Source organism: Pseudomonas sp. GM21 (genome assembly GCF_000282215.1).
In the GTDB taxonomy this organism is placed as follows: Bacteria; Pseudomonadota; Gammaproteobacteria; order Pseudomonadales; family Pseudomonadaceae; genus Aquipseudomonas.
Genome location: NZ_AKJS01000139.1, coordinates 44,705 through 64,490 on the forward strand (window position 1 = coordinate 44,705; position 19,786 = coordinate 64,490).

The 19,786-nt window shown below is 59.4% G+C and carries 16 protein-coding genes and 1 pseudogene; 5 read left to right on the top strand and 12 right to left on the bottom strand.

Annotation, left to right across the window (positions count from 1 at the left end; translation table 11 throughout):
- A complete protein-coding gene (gene pqqE / locus PMI22_RS06905; RefSeq protein ID WP_162131655.1) occupies positions 1–1,143 on the top strand; it encodes a pyrroloquinoline quinone biosynthesis protein PqqE in 1,143 nt (380 codons plus the stop codon).
- Entirely contained in the window at positions 1,109–2,941 is a 1,833-nt protein-coding gene (locus PMI22_RS06900; RefSeq protein WP_007947821.1) for a S9 family peptidase, read from the top strand. Before pqqE ends, PMI22_RS06900 begins: the two co-directional genes overlap by 35 nt.
- A gap of 113 nt (positions 2,942–3,054) precedes the next feature.
- On the opposite strand, the gene PMI22_RS30805 is transcribed toward PMI22_RS06900, so the two are convergent.
- The 12 genes and pseudogenes from PMI22_RS30805 to bioB all read right to left on the bottom strand — a co-directional run bounded on the left by PMI22_RS30805 (position 3,055) and on the right by bioB (position 16,058).
- Positions 3,055–3,213, bottom strand: coding sequence for a YqaE/Pmp3 family membrane protein (locus tag PMI22_RS30805; RefSeq protein ID WP_007947822.1), 159 nt, complete (start codon positions 3,211–3,213; stop codon positions 3,055–3,057).
- An 84-nt stretch (positions 3,214–3,297) separates the two neighbouring features.
- Positions 3,298–3,381: pseudogene (locus PMI22_RS32115) on the bottom strand (helix-turn-helix domain-containing protein); the annotation flags it as partial.
- A gap of 300 nt (positions 3,382–3,681) precedes the next feature.
- Positions 3,682–5,460, bottom strand: coding sequence for an acyl-CoA dehydrogenase C-terminal domain-containing protein (locus PMI22_RS06890; RefSeq protein WP_007947823.1), 1,779 nt, complete (start codon positions 5,458–5,460; stop codon positions 3,682–3,684).
- A gap of 189 nt (positions 5,461–5,649) precedes the next feature.
- Positions 5,650–7,446, bottom strand: a complete 1,797-nt coding sequence (locus PMI22_RS06885) for an acyl-CoA dehydrogenase C-terminal domain-containing protein (RefSeq protein WP_007947825.1) — start codon at positions 7,444–7,446, stop codon at positions 5,650–5,652.
- A gap of 90 nt (positions 7,447–7,536) precedes the next feature.
- Positions 7,537–8,826 (bottom strand): GGDEF domain-containing protein, encoded by a 1,290-nt coding sequence (locus tag PMI22_RS06880; RefSeq protein WP_007947826.1) that lies wholly within the window; start codon positions 8,824–8,826, stop codon positions 7,537–7,539.
- A gap of 172 nt (positions 8,827–8,998) precedes the next feature.
- Positions 8,999–10,804, bottom strand: a complete 1,806-nt coding sequence (locus PMI22_RS06875) for a phenylacyl-CoA dehydrogenase (RefSeq protein ID WP_007947827.1) — start codon at positions 10,802–10,804, stop codon at positions 8,999–9,001.
- 275 nt (positions 10,805–11,079) lie between these two features.
- Complete coding sequence (locus tag PMI22_RS06870) at positions 11,080–11,376, bottom strand: hypothetical protein (protein ID WP_007947828.1); 297 nt, start codon at positions 11,374–11,376, stop codon at positions 11,080–11,082.
- A 104-nt stretch (positions 11,377–11,480) separates the two neighbouring features.
- Positions 11,481–12,161 (bottom strand): dethiobiotin synthase, encoded by a 681-nt coding sequence (bioD, locus tag PMI22_RS06865; protein WP_007947829.1) that lies wholly within the window; start codon positions 12,159–12,161, stop codon positions 11,481–11,483.
- Positions 12,158–12,970 carry a malonyl-ACP O-methyltransferase BioC gene (bioC, locus tag PMI22_RS06860; RefSeq protein ID WP_007947830.1) on the bottom strand — a complete coding sequence of 271 codons (813 nt, stop codon included), beginning with the start codon at positions 12,968–12,970 and terminating at the stop codon, positions 12,158–12,160. Before bioC ends, bioD begins: the two co-directional genes overlap by 4 nt.
- Positions 12,963–13,694 carry an alpha/beta fold hydrolase gene (locus tag PMI22_RS06855; RefSeq protein ID WP_007947831.1) on the bottom strand — a complete coding sequence of 244 codons (732 nt, stop codon included), beginning with the start codon at positions 13,692–13,694 and terminating at the stop codon, positions 12,963–12,965. The genes bioC and PMI22_RS06855 overlap by 8 nt, the downstream gene beginning before the upstream one ends.
- Complete coding sequence (gene bioF, locus PMI22_RS06850; RefSeq protein WP_007947832.1) at positions 13,687–14,865, bottom strand: 8-amino-7-oxononanoate synthase; 1,179 nt, start codon at positions 14,863–14,865, stop codon at positions 13,687–13,689. Before bioF ends, PMI22_RS06855 begins: the two co-directional genes overlap by 8 nt.
- A 137-nt stretch (positions 14,866–15,002) precedes the next feature.
- Complete coding sequence (gene bioB, locus PMI22_RS06845; protein WP_007947833.1) at positions 15,003–16,058, bottom strand: biotin synthase BioB; 1,056 nt, start codon at positions 16,056–16,058, stop codon at positions 15,003–15,005.
- A gap of 92 nt (positions 16,059–16,150) precedes the next feature.
- On the opposite strand from bioB, the gene PMI22_RS06840 reads away from it, so the two are divergent.
- The 3 genes from PMI22_RS06840 (at position 16,151) to PMI22_RS06830 (ending at position 19,679) form a co-directional block, all read left to right on the top strand.
- On the top strand, positions 16,151–16,891 hold the full coding sequence (locus PMI22_RS06840) for a ComF family protein (RefSeq protein WP_007947834.1): 741 nt from the start codon (positions 16,151–16,153) through the stop codon (positions 16,889–16,891).
- A gap of 63 nt (positions 16,892–16,954) precedes the next feature.
- A complete protein-coding gene (locus PMI22_RS06835; protein WP_007947835.1) occupies positions 16,955–17,719 on the top strand; it encodes a TOBE domain-containing protein in 765 nt (254 codons plus the stop codon).
- Between the two features lie 58 nt (positions 17,720–17,777).
- Complete coding sequence (locus PMI22_RS06830; RefSeq protein WP_007947836.1) at positions 17,778–19,679, top strand: PhoX family protein; 1,902 nt, start codon at positions 17,778–17,780, stop codon at positions 19,677–19,679.
- Positions 19,680–19,786: the final 107 nt, after the last annotated feature.

The window sequence follows — 19,786 nt, forward strand, 5'->3', positions numbered from 1 at the left end:
CTGTCAGACAAGTTACCGCCCAAACCCGACATCGGCTTGCCGCTCTGGTTGCTCGCCGAGCTGACTTACCGCTGCCCGCTGCAATGCCCGTATTGTTCCAACCCACTGGACTTTGCCGAGCAAGGCAAAGAGTTGAGCACCGAGCAGTGGCTGAAAGTCTTCCGCGAAGCCCGGGAGATGGGCGCAGCGCAGTTGGGCTTTTCCGGTGGTGAACCGCTGGTGCGCCAAGACCTCGCCGAACTGATTGCCGAGGCGCGCAAGCTGGGTTTCTACACCAACCTGATCACCTCCGGCATTGGCTTGACCGAGCAGAAAATCAGCGACTTCAAGAAGGCCGGTCTGGATCATATTCAGATCAGCTTTCAGGCCAGCGATGAGCAAGTGAACAACCTGCTGGCCGGTTCGAAAAAAGCCTTTGCGCAGAAGCTGGAAATGGCCCGTGCGGTGAAGGCTCACGGCTACCCGATGGTGCTTAACTTCGTGACCCATCGGCACAACATCGACAAGATCGACCGGATCATTGAGCTGTGCATCGCTCTTGAGGCGGACTTCGTCGAACTCGCCACCTGCCAGTTTTACGGGTGGGCGCAACTCAATCGCGTCGGCCTGTTGCCGACCCAAGAACAACTGGTCCGCGCCGAGCGCATCACCAACGAATACCGCGCCAAACTCGAAGCCGCAGGGCATCCGTGCAAACTGATTTTCGTCACGCCGGACTATTACGAAGAGCGCCCGAAAGCCTGCATGAATGGCTGGGGCAGCATCTTTCTGACGGTCACGCCGGACGGCACCGCCCTGCCCTGTCACGGCGCCCGACAGCTGCCGGTGCAATTTCCCAATGTGCGCGACCACAGCATGCAGCACATCTGGTACGACTCGTTCGGCTTCAACCGCTTTCGCGGTTATGACTGGATGCCCGAACCGTGCCGCTCCTGCGACGAGAAAGAAAAAGACTTCGGCGGCTGTCGCTGCCAGGCGTTCATGCTCACGGGCGATGCGAGCAACGCTGACCCGGTGTGCAGCAAGTCGTACCATCACGGCGTGATCCTCAAGGCCCGGGAAGAAGCCGAGCACGCGACCCAGACCATCGAACAACTGGCCTTTCGCAATGAACGAAATTCACGACTCATCGCAAAAAGCTGAGCCCTTCAGCGCCGCTAAAGCCGTCGCTGCCGGTGTCGATTTTGCCGAACTGCAGGTCGGCCGACATGGCCTGTTCTGGAACGAATACCGTCCCGAAGATGCCGCCTGCCGGATCTGGCATTGGCGTGATGGCCAGGCGCATTGCCTGACACCCGCGGGCTTCAGTGTGCGCAGTCGGGTGTACGAATATGGCGGTGGCGCGTTTTGTCTGACCGATGACGGGGTTGTTTTCGTCAACGAGGCAGACCAGCAGTTGTATCGGCAGTCGCTGAAGGGTGAGACGCCTGAAGTGCTGACGTCAAGCGGGTACCGTTACGGCGATCTGCAATTCGCCAACGGACAGGTTTTGGCGGTTGAAGAGAACCGTGACCGGCATCGGTTGGTGGCGGTTGATCTGAATGACGGTGGGCGTCATCTGCTGGCAGAAGGTTCCGACTTCTACGCGGCGCCGACCCTGAGCCCAGACTCGCAACGCCTCGCGTGGATCGAATGGAGCCGCCCGAATCAGCCCTGGACTGCAACTCGGCTGATGGTTGCCGAACGTCAGAGCAATGGCGGATTTGCCTCACCTCGCTGTGTGGCCGGGGAGGATATTCAGGAGTCGCTGCAACAACCTCGATTCGATGACAGCGGCCGACTGGCTTGTCTGTCGGATCGTGGCGGTTACTGGCAGCCATGGGTGGAGTCTTTTGACGGTTTGAGTCCGCTGCCAAGCGTCGCAGCGGATCATGGACCGGCGCCTTGGCAATTGGGCGGTTGCACCTGGCTGCCTCTGACTGAAAACAGTTACCTGGCCAGTTGGACCGAAGGTGGATTTGGCCGACTGGGTCTTTGTGGTGACACCCGTGACGATTTCACCGGCGAATACAGCCGCTTCCGCCATCTCGCACTGGATGAGCAATTCATATACTGCATCGCCGCATCGCCGATCAGTTCGGCGGCAGTCATTGCCATTGACCGTGATAACCGGCAGGTCAAGGTACTGGCCGGCGGCATTGCACCGTTACCCGCCGAGCAGATCAGCGTCCCGCAAACCCTGCGCTACCCCAGCGGCCGGGGTGAGGCCCATGGGTTTTTCTATCCGGCGATGAGCGGCGATGCGAAACCGCCGCTAGTGGTATTTATTCACGGAGGTCCGACATCGGCGTGCTACCCGATACTCGACCCACGCATTCAATACTGGGCGCAACGCGGCTTTGCCGTGGCCGATCTCAACTATCGCGGCAGCAGCGGCTATGGCCGGGCTTATCGCCAGGCATTGCATTTGAGTTGGGGTGACGTGGATGTGGAGGATGCCTGCGCGGTCGTCGCGCACCTCGCCGAACGAGGCTTGATCGATGGCGACAAGGCGTTTATTCGCGGTGGCAGCGCCGGTGGCTACACCACCCTTTGTGCGCTGGCCTTTCACAACGTCTTCCGCGCCGGTGCCAGCCTTTATGGTGTCAGCGATCCCGTCGCCCTGGGCCGTGCCACTCACAAATTCGAAGGCGATTATCTGGACTGGCTGATCGGCGATCCGGTGCAGGATGCCGAGCGTTATGCCGCACGAACACCGCTGCTGCATGCGGGCAACATCAGCGTGCCAGTGATTTTCTTTCAAGGTGAGCTGGACGCGGTGGTCGTGCCGCAACAGACCCGCGACATGGTCACGGCGTTGCAGGACAACGGCATTCTGGTCGAAGCGCATTACTACGCTGACGAACGCCACGGCTTTCGCAAGGCAGGCAATCAGGCCCATGCGTTGGAGCAGGAGTGGTTGTTTTATCGGCGGGTGATCGCGCTTGGGAACAATGCCTGATTAGCGGCGCGTCCATCGCGAGCAGGCTCGCTCCCACAGGGATTTCTGTACACCATAGATCCAGTGTGGGAGCGAGCCTGCTCGCGATAGCGATCTAGCTGACGCTGCGAAATTCAACGCTTGGCGATGATATAAACCGCATGCACGATCCCTGGAATGTACCCGCACAACGTCAGCAAAATATTCAGCCAGAACGCCCCGCCGAAACCGACTTGCAGAAATACACCCAATGGCGGCAACAGAATGGCGATGATGATTCGAACAAAGTCCATGGGGCAGCTCCTGATTTTAAGTAGGCTCGTGTAAGCACTATAGCTAATCGACCTGTGCCGTTCGTCAGGGTTCAGTGCAATGCCTCAGGCCAGTATTTCAAGGCCATGTTTTTGAACGATGCTCAGCAACTTCAGCGCCATGCCGCTGGGATGTTTGTAGCCCGATTTCTATTGGGAGGATGTGATGAAAGGGCCCGATGAACGCTTTAACCGCTCGAAAACCCTTACGGCCTGAGCTGATGACTTTTCTGCAGGCAAAAGAAAACCCCGCCGAAGCGGGGCTTTGCAGACTGTTTCCCTGACATCCATTTCACTCCGCCGTCCTGGCAGAATCCTACGTGTCCGTGTTGTTGCTTTGCGCTTCCTGCGCGACGTCCGTGTAATGAAGATTAACTGTGGATCCAATCTTCGCCTATGGGAGAACAGCAGCACGTCATGTAAGAGATTGCTTACATGACGTCATGTTTTTCAGAACTGCGCAGCATCCAGCAGGAACAGTGATTCACTACCGGCTTTCACCGACGCGCTCAACGAGTGAATGCGTGGCAGCAGGCGGGCGAAATAGAACCGCGCCGTACCCAACTTGCTCGCGTAGAAATCGTCCTGCGTTTCTTTACCCAACGCGGCTTTGGCCATCAACGCCCACATGTAGGCGTAGGCGACGTAACCGAAGGTTTGCAGGTACTCGACCGAAGCGGCGCCAATTTCATTCGGGTTGTTTTTCGCACGGTCCAGCACCCATGCAGTCAGTTCGTCGAGGGTGGTCACGGCGTCGTTCAGCGGCTTGGTGAACTCGGCGAGGCTGGCGTCGGCCGTCGCGGTGAAATGACGGATCTCGTCAGCGAACAGGTTGTAGAACGCCCCGCCGGTGCCGACGATCTTGCGCCCGACCAGGTCCAGCGCCTGAATGCCGTTGGTGCCTTCGTAGATCTGGGTGATACGCACGTCGCGCACCAGTTGCTCCTGGCCCCATTCACGGATGTAACCGTGGCCGCCGAACACTTGCTGGCCATGCACGGTGGTTTCCAGACCCAGGTCGGTCAGGAATGCCTTGGCTACCGGAGTCAGCAGCGCAACCAGGTCTTCTGCACGTTTGCGGGTGGTCGCGTCTTCGCTGAACTTGGCGGTGTCCAGCTGCATGGCCACGTAAGTCGAGAACGCACGGCCGCCTTCGTTCGAGGCTTTCATGGTCAACAGCATGCGACGCACGTCCGGGTGGACGATGATCGGGTCTGCGACTTTGTCTTTGTTTTGCGCGCCGGTCGGCGAACGGCTTTGCAGACGGTCGCGAGCATATTCAACGGCGTTCTGATACGAGCGCTCGCCAGTCGCCAGGCCCTGGATACCGACACCCAGACGCTCGTAGTTCATCATGGTGAACATCGCTGCCAGGCCTTTGTTCGGCTCGCCGACCAGGTAACCGACGGCTTCGTCGAAGTTCATCACACAGGTCGAAGATGCCTGGATGCCCATTTTGTGTTCGATCGAACCGCAGTTCGCCGGGTTACGCGCGCCGAGGCTGCCATCGGCATTGACCATGAACTTCGGCACCAGGAACAGCGAAATGCCTTTCGGACCCGCAGGCGCGTCCGGCAGTTTGGCCAGCACCAGGTGAATGATGTTCTCGGTCAGGTCGTGCTCGCCACCGGTGATGAAGATCTTGGTGCCGCTGACTTTGTAGGAACCGTCGGGCTGAGGTTCGGCCTTGGTGCGGATGATCCCAAGGTCAGTACCGGCGTGCGGCTCGGTCAGGCACATGGAACCGGCCCAGACGCCAGCGTACATGTTCGGCAGGTACGCGGCTTTCAGCTCTTCGCTGGCATGGGCGTTGATCGATAAGCAGGCGCCGGCGGTCAGCATCGGGTACAGACCGAACGACAGGCTGGCGGAGTTGACCATTTCTTCGACCTGCGCCGAAACAGCCTTGGGCATGCCCATGCCGCCGTAGGTCGGATCACCACCGACGCCAACCCAGCCACCTTCGGCATAAGTCTGATACGCCTGTGGGAAACCTGCCGGGGTGGTGACCGCACCGTCGGCCCAATGGCAACCTTCTTCGTCTGCCGCACGGCTCAAAGGTGCGATGCTTTTGCTGGTGACCTTGCCGGCTTCTTCAAGAATGGCTTCGACGGTTTCCGCATCGACGGTATCGGCCAGTGCAGGCAGCTCGGCCCAGAGTTTGGCGACCTCGAAAACTTCATTGAGGACGAAGCGCATATCGCGCAGGGGAGCTTTGTAGTCAGCCATGGCAAACCTCGCAAGATCTAAACGGGTGATTCGTAGGAATGGTGTGTTCGTTGAGTCCGAGTGTAACCCAACAACTTTTGTGACACATAGGGTCAGCCCGTGACCATTTTGTAATGATTAGTCACCGACTATTCAGTCATTAAAAAACTCGCAATTATGCGGGTCTCCTGTGTGACGGATTTTAAAAGACTAAAGCGAAAACAACTCCGCTGGCAGCTTCATCAGACAATCGCTTCCCGCCTCGATGGCCGCCCGATGAGCGGCGGTGCGTGGCAGCAAACGCTTGAAGTAAAACTCGTTGGTCGCGAGCTTGCCCTGACAATAATCTGCATCAGCGCTACCCGCATCGAGCTGCGCCTGAGCCACCAGCGCCATGCGCAGCCACAGATAGCCGAGGATGATGTAACCGCTGTACATCAAATAATCCACGGATGCCGCACCGACTTCGTCGGCATTCTTCATCGCTGCCATGCCAACGTTGGTGGTCACCTCGCCCCACTGCTGATTCAGCGTGTTGAGTTGCGCCACGTAGCTGGCGAGCTGCGGGTGCCCGGCGTTCGCCGCGCAGAACTTATGCACGATTTTGGTGAAGCCGCGCAGCAGCTTGCCCTGACTGCCGAGCACTTTGCGTCCGAGCAAGTCCAGCGCCTGAATACCGTTGGTACCTTCGTAGATCGGGGCGATCCGGCAATCGCGAACCAACTGCTCCATGCCCCACTCACGTATGAACCCGTGCCCGCCAAACACCTGCATGCCGTGATTGGTCACTTCCAGCCCGGTGTCGGTCATGAAGGCTTTGCAGATCGGCGTCAGAAACGCCAACAGGTCTTCGGCGTCCTGACGCGCGGTTTCATCCGGACTCAGATGCGCCACGTCCAGCAGTTGCGCCGTGAAATAGGTCAGCGCGCGGTTGCCCTCGTTGAAGGCTTTCATGGTCAACAACATCCGGCGCACGTCAGGATGAACGATGATCGGGTCGGCGGCTTTTTCCGGCGCTTTCGCCCCGGTCAGCGAACGCATTTGCAGGCGGTCGTTGGCGTACTTGATCGCGCCCTGAAAGCTTGCTTCCCCAAGACACAGCCCTTGCATCCCGGTGCCAAGGCGCGCGTGGTTCATCATGGTGAACATGCAGTTCAAGCCCTTGTTCGGCTCACCGATCAAGAAACCTTTGGCGCTATCGAAGTTCAGTACGCAGGTCGCCGAAGCCTTGATGCCCATTTTGTGTTCGATCGAACCGCAGGAAACGCCATTGCGCTCGCCCGCCTCTCCCTCGGCATCGGGCAAGAACTTGGGCACGATAAACAGCGAAATGCCCTTGGTACCGGCCGGTGCGTCCGGCAGTTTTGCCAGCACCAGATGAATGATGTTGTCACTCATGTCGTGCTCGCCGGCCGAGATGAAAATCTTGCTGCCGGAGATTGCGTAGCTGCCATCGGCTGAAGGCACGGCGCGGGTCTTGATCATGCCCAGGTCGGTGCCGCAATGGGCTTCAGTCAGGCACATGGTGCCGGTCCATTGGCCGGCGGTGAGTTTGCTCAGGTAGGTGTTTTTCTGTTCTTCGGTGCCGTGGGCGTGGATCGCCGACATAGCGCCGTGGGTCAGCCCCGGATACATGCCCCAGGACGTGTTGCTGGAGCCGACCATCTCGCCGATCACCAGCCCCAGCGAACTCGGCAGGCCTTGGCCGCCGTACGTCGGATCCGCCGCCAGACCATGCCAGCCGCCCTCCACGTATTGTGCGAAAGCCTGTTTAAAACCTGTAGGCGTTGTCACCACGCCATTGTCGAAATGGCAGCCCTCTTCGTCACCGCTGCGATTCAGCGGGGCCAGAACGCTCTCACAGAATTTCGCGCCTTCTTCGAGGATCGCATTGACCATGTCCGGGCTGGCGTCAGTGGCGCCCAGCGCAGCATAGCTGCTGTGGAAATCAAAGACGTGGTCGATCAGAAAGCGCATGTCGCGCAGGGGAGCTTTGTACTCAGGCATGGTCGTTTCTCCGTCAGCAGATGCTTCAAACCTACTGCCGCCCACCACGCCCCACAATCACAGTCCAGACGCTGAATGCGCCATCATCACTCAACCCGCGGCGGCCTCCATGCGCACCGCGCCACGGCGCGTCTTACCGAACGCCACCACGCAGTTCCGCCCGGCGCCCTTGGCGTTGTAGAGCGCTTCGTCCGCAGACTTGAGGACTTTTTCGGGCGTCCGTTGCTCCATGCGTTCGGCGACACCGATGCTGACCGTGACCGACACACTGGATGCGCCCGCACCCGAGCGACGCTGGCGACCTTGCTGGTCGTCCTGAGGCCGGTTGTCCTGATTGCGCAGCTGAATATTGTAGGTGGCGATGGATTCGCGGATGACTTCCAGGTGCGGCATACATTCTTCGAGTGTCTTGCCCGCGAACACCAGCGCAAACTCCTCACCGCCATAGCGATACGCCCTACCGCCGCCGCCGATTTTCGACAGTTTGCTGGCGACCAGTCGCAGCACCTGGTCACCGACATCGTGACCGTGGGTGTCGTTGAATTTCTTGAAGTGATCGACGTCGCTCATGGCCAGCACATAATTGCGTCCCAACCGTTGCATCCGTTCGTTCAAGGCGCGACGGCCCGGCAAGCCGGTGAGTTCGTCGCGGAAGGCCATTTGATAGGCCTCGTGGGCGACCGCTGCAGCAATCATCAACATCACCTGACTGCACATGATGTTGAGGGTAAACGGAAGAATGAAGGTTTTCGGCAGCGCCCAGAACAACCCGAGCAAACCAACCAACTGAGCCGCATGCAACGGGCGCGGGTTGCGCCAGTATTGCCAACTCAACAGCAAGAAAGAAGCGATGAACACCGGATAGGACAGCTGGATCAGGCTCATCCAGGCGCCATGCAGCGCCGGCCAGCGGATTTCCGACAGCCACACCAACAAAGCCTGTGGGTAACTTTGCTCCAGCGCCAGCGCCACACTGCCAACGGCCAACAACACAGCGAAGCGCGCCACCATGTCCTGAAACAGGTGGGTGCGTTCTTGCCAGGCGGCGAACACGCCGAACATCAGCGGCAGCAACAGGCAACACAAATGGAACACCACGGCGGCGTCATCACGGACTTTGCCGTTGTCGCGGTAATAATCAGTCTGGGTATCGAGCAAAAAGTAGGCGATGTACACCGTGGCCATCAGAAACAGCTCTCGCTGCCGTCGGTACACCGCGCAGTACGCACCGCCGAGCAATAGCACCAGCGTCGGTAGCACGTTGAACAGCGAGGTGAAGAAAACGTTGAGGTCCTTGATGTAGGCAGCCGCAAGTCCCGCAAGTAAGAGCAGTAACGACGGTAGGAAATGGCTGAAACGTACAGCGGAAGAACGCGGCAAGGGTAAAGCTCCGACCGTCATGACAATAGATGGCATTGTGCCCACCTACTGTAACGGCAGAAACTCCGACTTACTGAGCGTTTTGGCAGGTTTTTTTAGCGGTTGCAGTAAAGCAAAAAAAAAACCGCCACTCCCCAAGGAGCAGCGGTTTTTTGAAGGACTGCGTTAAGGCTTAGTAGCCCAGGTCGAAGTTTTCTTCTTTCATGTCCATCAGGTTGTTGGCGCCCGACAGCATGGTTGCAACGTGAGTACGGGTACGCGGCAGGATGCGCTGGAAGTAGAAACGCGCAGTCTGCAACTTGGCGGTGTAGAACGCCTCTTCGGAAGTGCCGGCAGCCAGTTTTTCGGCTGCCAGACGCGCCATGTCAGCCCAGAAGTAGGCCAGGCAGGCGTAACCGGAGTACATCAGGTAATCCACGGAGGCCGCGCCGACTTCTTCGCGGTCTTTCATGGCAGCCATACCGACCTTCATGGTCAGTTCGCCCCATTCTTTGTTCAGTGCAGCCAACGGTGCGACGAATTCTTGAACGCCTTCGTTGCCTTCGTTGGTCTGGCAGAACTTGTGGACGATCTTGGTGAAGCCTTTCAAAGCTTCGCCTTGAGTCATCAACACTTTACGGCCCAGCAGGTCGAGTGCCTGAATACCGGTAGTGCCTTCGTACAGCATCGAAATGCGGCTATCGCGAACGTTCTGCTCCATGCCCCACTCGGCGATGAAGCCGTGGCCACCGTAGATTTGTACGCCGTGGTTGGCGGACTCAAAACCGACTTCAGTCATGAAGGCTTTGGCGATTGGTGTCATGAAGGCCAGCAGTGCATCGGCTTTCTTCTTCTCTTCTTCGTCCACGCCGTACTTGACGATGTCAACTTGCTTGGCCGTGAAGTAAACCATCGCACGGTTGCCTTCGGCGAATGCCTTCATGGTCAACAGCATGCGACGTACGTCTGGGTGAACGATGATCGGGTCAGCTGCCTTTTCCGGCGCTTTCGGGCCAGTCAGCGAACGCATTTGCAGGCGATCACGAGCGTATTTCAGGCCGCCCTGGAAGCCGATTTCAGCGTGAGCCAGGCCTTGCAGCGCGGTGCCCAGACGTGCGGTGTTCATAAAGGTGAACATGCAGTTCAGGCCTTTGTTCGCCGGGCCGATCAGGAAACCGGTGGCCGCGTCGAAGTTCATCACGCAAGTGGCGTTACCGTGGATGCCCATCTTGTGTTCCAGGGAACCACAGCTCACAGCGTTGCGTGCGCCGATCGAACCGTCCGCGTTCGGCATGAACTTCGGCACGATGAACAGCGAAATGCCTTTGGTGCCAGCCGGAGCATCCGGCAGGCGGGCCAGTACGATGTGGACGATGTTGTCGGCCATGTCGTGTTCGCCGGCCGAGATGAAGATCTTGGTGCCGGAGACTTTGTAGGAGCCGTCAGCCTGAGGCTCGGCCTTGGTGCGCAACATGCCCAGGTCAGTGCCGCAGTGCGGTTCGGTCAGGCACATGGTGCCGGTCCACTCACCGGAAACCAGTTTGGTCAGGTAAGCCTCTTGCTGCTCAGGCGTACCGTGCTCGGAAATGGTGTTCATCGCGCCATGGGACAGGCCTGGGTACATGCCCCACGACCAGTTGGCTTCGCCAACCATTTCGCTGACTGCCAGACCCAGAGACTCCGGCAGGCCTTGGCCACCGTGCTCTACGTCGTGGGCCAGGCTTGGCCAGCCGCCTTCAACGAATTGCTTGTAGGCTTCTTTGAAGCCAGTCGGGGTTTTAACACCGGACTCGCTCCAGGTGCAGCCTTCGGTGTCACCCACGCGGTTCAGCGGGGCCAGTACCTGCTCACAAAACTTGGCGCCTTCCTCAAGGATGGCGTCAACCATGTCTGGAGTTGCGTCCGCGCAAGCCGGAAGGCTCTGATAATGCGCTTCGTAGCCGAGCAATTCGTCACGAACGAAGCGAATATCACGCAAGGGGGCCTTGTAGTCAGGCATAGCGAAAAACCTCTGCTGATGTAACCGGGGATGAACGACCGCGTCGAATTGTCGCTGCGATCAAACAGTTGTTTGAAACATACGTTTACGCCCAAATCTTGTCAAGCATCGATCTTTAGCCGTTTGTCATCACCTCACCGATCTATCGGACACGCAGCAGTACACCACCGTTGAACAAACAAGGTGCTGTGTAGAAAAGATTAGTTGAGGGATAAGGACTTACACAGAAAAACGCCGCGAACAGTCGCGGCGTCAATGGAGCATTCAGCGAGGGTTCAAGCGAATGTGTCGATCAACGTTCCGAGCATTTCATCCGAAGCCTTGGCCACTTTGGCACCCGCTTCAATCTGAAGTTTACCTTGGGCCATGTCGATTACATGGCTGGCCAAGTCGGATAGCTGACTGCGGTCAACCGAACGCAAGCGATCCACCTGAGCCTCGGAAGACTGGCTGGTCACTGATCGCTCGATGGTAATGTTGGCGATCTGCCCGGACGCTTGATCAACGCGGTTCTGCCCTGAATGAATAGTACTCAGACCAGCATAAAAAGCGGTGTTTCCTGAGATTTGCATGGGAAGAGACGTCCTGGAGGATCAATAGTGAGCATTGAATCAGACATGATGGCAAAAGGCCCGTCAAAAACACTAATGGCATAGTGCCTTGCCATAGAGAAAACCTAGTCCAGCAAATCCAGCTGCAAATGTTCCGCCACGGATTCTGCCGTCACCAATTTGAGTTTCGGTACGCGCCCAAGGCAGGGCGCTGGAATACGCTCGGCGAGCGTCGCAAGGTTCTCTTCCAGGCGCGAAGTCTTGGGATCAATGATATTGGCGACCCAGCCTGCCAACTGTAGTCCATCCCGGGCAATTGCCTCGGCCGTCAACAGAGCATGGTTGATGCAGCCCAACCGCACACCGACCACCAGAATCACCGGCAAACCCAGCGCTATCGCCAGGTCAGACAGATTGGCCTGATCCGCCAATGGCACGCGCCAGCCGCCCGCCCCTTCGATCAAGGTGAAATCCGCCTGCAAATCGAGAATCTCGCGCATGGGCGCCAACAGTGATTGCACCGTCAATGCCACTCCGGCCTCCCTCGCGGCCAGGTGCGGGGCGATGGCCGGCTCGAACGCGACCGGGTTGACCTGGGCATACGTCAACGGCAGTGAGCACTCGGCCAACAGCGCCAGCGCATCGGCGTTACGCAACCCCTTGGGTGTCACATCGCAGCCAGAGGCCACCGGTTTTCCCGCCGCCGTGCTCAAACCCGCCGAGCGCGCGGCATGCAACAAACCAGCGGCAACGGTGGTCTTGCCGACGTCAGTGTCAGTCCCGGTGATGAAATAGGCTGCGCTCATATAGGTTTCTCCAACACGGCGTAAACCACCTGGTAAGTCGCTGGCAATCCCTCGGCCTGACGAAATTGCTCATAAGACTCGATCAAGCCAAGGATCCGCGCCCGCCCCGTCAAACCACCCGGTCGTCCAGGGTTCAGGTTGTGCGCACCCAATGCCTTGAGTTCATGAGTCAGGCTACGCACATCCGGGTAGTGCAACACATGTGGATGCGTTTGCAGGCTGAGAGTTCTCAAGCCACTGGCCGCACATAATTGCTGATAAACACCCAACTCGCGGAAACGGTTGACGTGCACCATGCCATCCACCTGACGCCAACTGTCACGCAACTCAAACAACGTCCCTACACATAGACTAGCAAACGCGAAAATCCCGCCCGGTTTCAGCACCCGATACGCTTCGCTAAGCACCGATTCAAAATCCGCACACCACTGCACGGCAAGGCTGGAGAAGATCAAATCGCAGGTCGAATCCTGCAGCGGCAGCCGCTCCGCATCGCCCGCGATGAAATGGTTGGCACCACCCAATGGACGGGCGTGATTGAGCATGCCTTCGGCGATGTCGAGGGCGACACCTTGACCGGTCGGAAAACGTTCACCCAGCGCGCGACTGAAATAGCCGGTGCCGCAGCCCAGGTCCAGCCAGCGACCGGGGACAAAATCAGCCGGCAAACGACTCAACAACTGGCTGCCGACATCACGCTGCAATTCAGCGACGCTGTCGTAACTCGCCGCTGCGCGAGAAAAGGACGCGGCCACCTGGCGCTTGTCGGGCAAACCGCCAGGCAAGTTGGGAAGGGATAAATCAGTCATCACCGGACTCGTGCAAAAAGGCCTGAATCGCCCCCGCCACACCGTGGGGGTCTTCCAGAAGAAACGCGTGACCGGCCTGTTCAATCAGACCGATTTCGACATCAGGCAGCAACGCCAGCAAGTCCCCTGCCGCTTCGGCCGGGACCAGGCCGTCAAGGCCGGCGAACAGATGCAGTTGCGGACCGCGGAACGCCTGCAAGGCTTGGCGAGTGTCCAGTTGTGCAAGCACTTCCAGTCCACTCATCAACACGGACACAGAAGCCTGAGGCGCCCCACCGAGCAATAGCCGCGACAACCCGCGCGGGTCCTGCGCGCCTTGGGCACACAGCAACGAAAACCGCTTCAACGTCATACGTGGATCAGCCTTGCAGCCGGCCAGAAACGCATCGAAGGTCTCGGCGGGCATCGCGTTTGGCCATTGCTCATGGGCAACAAAAGAGGCACTACTCGCCAGGGTCAGCAAGCCGCAGCAACGATCACCCCGACGTGCCGCCAACTCGGTCGCCAGCATGCCGCCCAAGGACCAGCCACCGAGCCAGGCATCCTGCGGCACTGTCGAATCGAGCTCTTCGAGCCACTCTTGGGGATCGCTCGACTCCAGTTCCGGCAACGGCTCGATCTCGACTCGCAGATGCTCATCCAGTCCCTGCAAGGCCGCCGCCAAAGGTTCCAGCGGCGAAATCCCGAGACCCCAACCGGGCAACAGAATCAGTCGATCACGCATGGCTTGGCTCCGGTTTCAGCTGGGCGAAACAATCGGCCAAGCCGTTTAGCAACAGATGCACCTGTGCCTCGCTGTGAGCGGCGGTCAGGGTCACTCGCAAGCGGGCGCTGCCAGCCGGCACGGTCGGCGGGCGGATCGCCGTCACCATCAGCCCACGCTCGCGCAACATCTGCGACAGGCGAACCGCACGCCCGGCATCGCCGATCATGATCGGCTGAATCGGCGTGAAACTGTCCATCAGCTCCAGACCGATTTGCTCGGCGCCTTGGCGGAACTGGCGGATCAGCGTCTTCAGATGCTCACGGCGCCAATGTTCGGTGCGCAGCAGTTCGAGGCTTTTCAGCGTCGCGCAGGCCAGCGCCGGTGGCTGGCTGGTGGTGTAGATATAGGGACGAGCGAACTGGATCAGGCTTTCGATCAACTCTTCGCTGCCAGCGACAAAGGCTCCGGCGGTACCGAAAGCCTTGCCCAGTGTGCCGACCAACACCGGCACGTCTTCCTGACTCAGGCCGAAATGCTCGACGATCCCGCCGCCATTGGCACCCAGCGGGCCAAAACCGTGAGCGTCATCGACCATCAGCCATGCGCCTTTGGCCTTGGCTTCACGCGCCAGCGCCGGCAGGTCGGCAATGTCACCGTCCATGCTGAACACGCCGTCGGTGACCACCAGCGTATTACCGGTGGCTTTCTCCAGGCGCTTGGCCAGACTCACCGCATCGTTGTGCAGATAGCGATTGAAGCGCGCGCCCGACAGCAAACCGGCATCCAGCAACGAGGCATGATTGAGCCGGTCTTCCAGCACCGTATCGCCCTGCCCGACCAACGCCGTGACCGCGCCGAGATTGGCCATGTAACCGGTGGTGAACAACAGCGCACGCGGGCGGCCGGTGAGATCAGCCAAGGCTTCTTCCAGCGCGTGATGGGGTGTGCTGTGGCCGATGACCAAGTGCGACGCCCCGCCGCCCACGCCCCAACGAGCAGCGCCGGCGCGCCACGCTTCGATCACTTGGGGGTGATTGGCCAGGCCGAGGTAATCGTTGTTACAGAACGCGAGCAACGGTTGGCCATCGACCACCACTTCCGGGCCCTGAGGGCTGTCGAGCAGCGGGCGCTGGCGGTAGAGGTTTTCGGCACGACGGGCAGCAAGGCGTGCGGCGAGATCGAAAGACATGCAGGCCTCAACTAAGGAATGTCAGATATTCCATGTGGGAGCGAGCCTGCTCGCGATTGCGGATTCACAGCCAACATTGATGTGACTGGAAGGTCGCAATCGCGAGCAGGCTCGCTCCCACAGGGGATCAGCGTCGATTAAACAGCAGCGTTGTAGAACTGCTCGCTGCTCTTCTGCTCAACCAGTGCCTGCTCAATGGCAGCCTGATGCACCTCGTCCGCGTGCTCTTCGCGCGCTTCCGGCAGAATCCCCAGGCGCGAGAACAGCTGCATGTCCTTGTCGGCCTGCGGGTTGGCGGTGGTCAGCAGTTTTTCGCCGTAGAAAATCGAGTTGGCGCCGGCGAAGAATGCCAGGGCCTGCATCTGTTCGTTCATCGCTTCGCGGCCAGCGGAAAGGCGCACGTGGGATTTCGGCATCAGGATGCGCGCAACGGCGAGCATGCGGATGAAGTCGAATGGATCGATGTCTTCGGCATTTTCCAGCGGCGTACCAGCGACTTTCACCAGCATGTTGATCGGCACCGACTCCGGATGCTCCGGCAGGTTGGCCAGCTGGATCAGCAGGTTGGCACGGTCATCGAGGGACTCGCCCATGCCAAGGATGCCGCCGGAGCAGATCTTCATCCCCGATTCACGCACGTAGGCCAGCGTTTGCAGGCGCTCGCTGTAGGTGCGGGTGGTGATGATGCTGCCGTAGAACTCAGGCGACGTATCGAGGTTGTGGTTGTAGTAGTCGAGGCCGGCGTCGGCCAGAGCAACGGTCTGGTCCTGATCCAGGCGACCGAGGGTCATGCAGGTTTCCAGGCCCATGGCTTTCACGCCTTTGACCATTTCCAGCACGTACGGCATGTCTTTGGCCGACGGGTGTTTCCACGCCGCGCCCATGCAGAAACGGGTCGAACCGATGGCCTTGGCGCGAGCGGCCTCTTCGAGGACCTTCTGCACTTCCATCAGCTTTTCTTTTTCCAGACCGGTGTTGTAGTGACCGGACTGCGGGCAATATTTGCAATCTTCCGGGCAGGCGCCGGTTTTGATCGAGAGCAGCGTGGAAACCTGGACGCGGTTGGCGTCGAAATGCGCGCGGTGCACCGTCTGTGCCTGGAACAACAGGTCGTTGAATGGCTGAACGAAGAGTGCTTTGACTTCGGCCAAAGACCAGTCATGACGCAGGGTTGCAGAGGTGCTGGCGCTCATGGGCGTTTCCTTTGTTTTATGCTTGGCAAGCGGCTGGGAGGTGGAATACCCACAGACGCGACACGGATGTTCGGCATATTTAAGGAAGACTCATGCGCTGTCAACCACGTTACGATAGACCGGTTTACATCTGGTTAAAAAACAAACAGCGCTGTCTGCTCTGTGCAGAACCGGCCGATGGACAGGTTCCGATCTGCATGCCCTGCGAAACAGAGTTGCCCTGGCTTGGGGATCACTGCCAAACCTGTGCCCTGCCCTTACCAGGCGCCGGTCTGACCTGCGGCCAGTGCCTGAATCAACCACCCGCGTTCGAGCAAGTCGCCGCACCGTGGACTTACAGCTTCCCGGTGGACACCCTGATCACTCGTTTCAAGCACTCTGCAAAGTGGCCGTTTGGCCGGCTACTCGGTGAACTCCTCGCGCAATTCCTGCAACATCGCTTCGACGAAGACCTGCATCGTCCCGACGCGCTCGTTCCGGTGCCGCTGGCCTCTGAACGCCTGCGCCAACGGGGTTTCAATCAAGCCGCCATGCTCGCCCGCTGGCTCGGCACTTGTCTGGATATTCCTTGCGACGAAACGCTGCTGTTGAGGACGCTAGATACCAGCGCGCAGCAGGACTTGAATGCCGAGGCCCGCAAAAAGAACCTGCGCAACGCCTTCGCCCTGACGCCCGGCGCGCGCATCAAGGGCCGGCATTTGGCCTTGGTGGACGACGTGCTGACCACCGGTGCCACGGCGCAAGCGCTCGCCCGGCTGTTAATGGACGCAGGTGCTGCGCGGGTTGACGTGTACTGTCTGGCCCGTACACCAAAACCCGGCGAAATGGCCTGACTTGACTCCCACTGCCCAAGCGGCCAACGTCTTACCCATTGTCACCGCCCAAAGCACCTCGCCATGTCCTTGCCAACGTTGTTATCCCAGCACATTGTTCGTCGTCCGCAGCGCATTGCGTTGCTGCAACACATCGCCGAGCAAGGCTCGATCACCCGTGCCGCAAAAAGCGCGGGCCTGAGCTACAAGGCCGCGTGGGATGCCATCGACGAGCTGAACAACCTGGCGCAGAAGCCGCTGGTGGAACGCAGCGTCGGCGGCAAGGGCGGCGGTGGCGCCAGACTCTCCAGCGAAGGCCAGCGCGTGTTGCGCCTGTATCAAAAGCTGCAAGTCTTGCAGGCTCAGGTGTTGGAGGCGGCCGAAGAGGCCAGCGATCTGGACCTGCTCGGTCGCCTGATGCTGCGCACCAGCGCGCGCAATCAACTGCACGGCACAGTGGCAGGGATCGAAGCTCAGGGGCGCAATGACCGAATCCGTCTTGAACTGGCCGAAGGATTGACCATCGATGCGCAGATCACCCACGACAGTACCTTGCGCCTGGAGCTGGAAACAGGCACTGAAGTGGTGGCGTTGATCAAGGCCGGTTGGCTTGAATTGTTGGGTATTGATCAACAAGCAACACCCGGCAATAACTTTCTGAAAGGCATCATCGAAGACATTCTCGACGCCGACGACGGCCCCAGCGAAGTGCGCATCGGCCTGCCCAATGGCCAGACGCTGTGCGCCTTGGCTGAGCCGCTGCATTTGCGAACGCTGGGGCTTGCCGCTGACAAACCGGTGCGGGTGCAGTTCGCGCCCTCCAACGTGTTGCTCGGTACACCGCTCTGAAACAAAAGCTTCATCGATGCTCTTTATGGTGACTGCAAAAACCCGCAGGGAGCCTGATGTGAGCCTATTAGAAGAAAACCAGTCCACCGACCTCGAAAAGATGGTCGGCCTCAGCCGTCGTGGGTTCATCAGCGCCGGAGCCCTCTGCGGTGCCGCCATGTTTCTCGGTGGCAACCTGCTGAGCCGCAGCGTGCTGGCCGCGAGTGTCAGCGCCGGTACCAGCAAGTTGTTGGGTTTTGAAAGTATCCCCGCCGCCACCAGCGACGCCATTACCTTGCCAGCAGGCTACAAATCCTCGGTGCTGATCAGCTGGGGCCAGCCCCTGCAAAACAACGGCCCGGCGTTCGACCCCACTGGCAACGGCACCGCTGAGCAACAGGAAGTCCAGTTCGGCGACAACAATGACGGCATGAGCCTGTTCGAGTTTCCCGATGAAAAAGACCGGGCGCTGATGGCGATCAACAACGAATACACCAACTATCGCTACCTCTACCCGCATGGCGGCATGCCGCAGTCCGCCGAAGAAGTGCGCAAGGCGCTGGCGTGCGAAGGCGTGACGGTCATCGAAGTGCAGCGCAAGAACGGCCATTGGCAGTTCGTCCAGGGCTCGCGCTACAACCGGCGTATTCACGGCAACGCACCGATCAGCTTGAGTGGCCCAGCCGCCGGCCATGAACTGCTGAAAACCAGCACCGACCCGCACGGAAAAAATGTCCTCGGTACCTTCCAGAACTGCGCCAACGGCAAGACGCCGTGGGGCACCTACCTGACCTGCGAAGAGAACTTCACCGATTGCTTCGGCAGCAGCAATGCCGAGCAGAAATTCGACGCTGCGCAGAAACGCTACGGCGCAGTGGCGACCAGTAAAGAGATCAACTGGCATCAGCACGACGAGCGATTCGACCTGGCGAAGAACCCCAACGAACTCAACCGTCACGGCTGGGTAGTGGAGATCGACCCGTTCGATCCGCAATCGACCCCGGTCAAACGCACGGCCCTTGGACGTTTCAAGCATGAAAACGCAGCACTCGCCGAAACTCATGATGGCCACGCCGTGGTGTACATGGGCGACGATGAGCGGGGTGAGTTCATCTACAAGTTCGTCAGCCGCGACAAGATCAACCACAAAAACCCCAAGGCCAACCGCGACCTGCTGGATCACGGCACCTTGTATGTAGCGCGCTTTGACGCTGGCGACGGCAATGCCGATCACCCGAAAGGCCAAGGCGAGTGGGTCGAACTGACCCACGGCAAAAACGGCCTCGACGCCAGCAGCGGTTTTGCCGACCAGGCCGAAGTGCTGATCCACGCGCGCCTCGCCGCCAGCGTAGTGAAAGCAACGCGCATGGACCGTCCGGAATGGATCGTCGTCAGCCCCAAGGATGGCCAGGTGTATTGCACCCTGACCAACAACGCCAAGCGCGGTGAAGAAGGTCAACCGGTGGGCGGGCCAAACCCGCGCGAGAAGAACGTCTACGGGCAGATTCTGCGCTGGCGCACCGACCGCGATGATCACGCCTCGAAAAGCTTTGCCTGGGACCTGTTTGTGGTCGCCGGCAACCCGGGTGTTCACGCTGGCACATCGAAGGGCGGCTCGTCGAACATCACGCCGCAGAACATGTTCAACAGCCCGGATGGCTTGGGCTTCGACAAGGCCGGCCGGTTGTGGATTCTCACCGATGGCGATTCGAGCAATGCCGGTGATTTTGCGGGCATGGGCAACAATCAGATGCTGTGTGCCGACCCTGAGACCGGAGAGATTCGCCGGTTCATGGTCGGGCCGGTGGGTTGCGAAGTCACCGGCATCAGCTTCTCGCCGGATCAGAAGACGTTGTTTGTCGGGATTCAGCATCCGGGGGAAAACGGCGGTTCGACGTTCCCGGAACATTTGCCGAATGGCAAGCCACGGTCTTCGGTGATGGCCATTTCCCGGGAAGATGGCGGGGTCGTCGGCGCCTGACAGGGCTGGTAAATGATCGTTCCCACGCTCTGCGTGGGAATGCCTCACCGGACGCTCCGCGTCCGCTTCTGGGGACGCGGAGCGTCCCTGGCTGCATTCCCACGCGG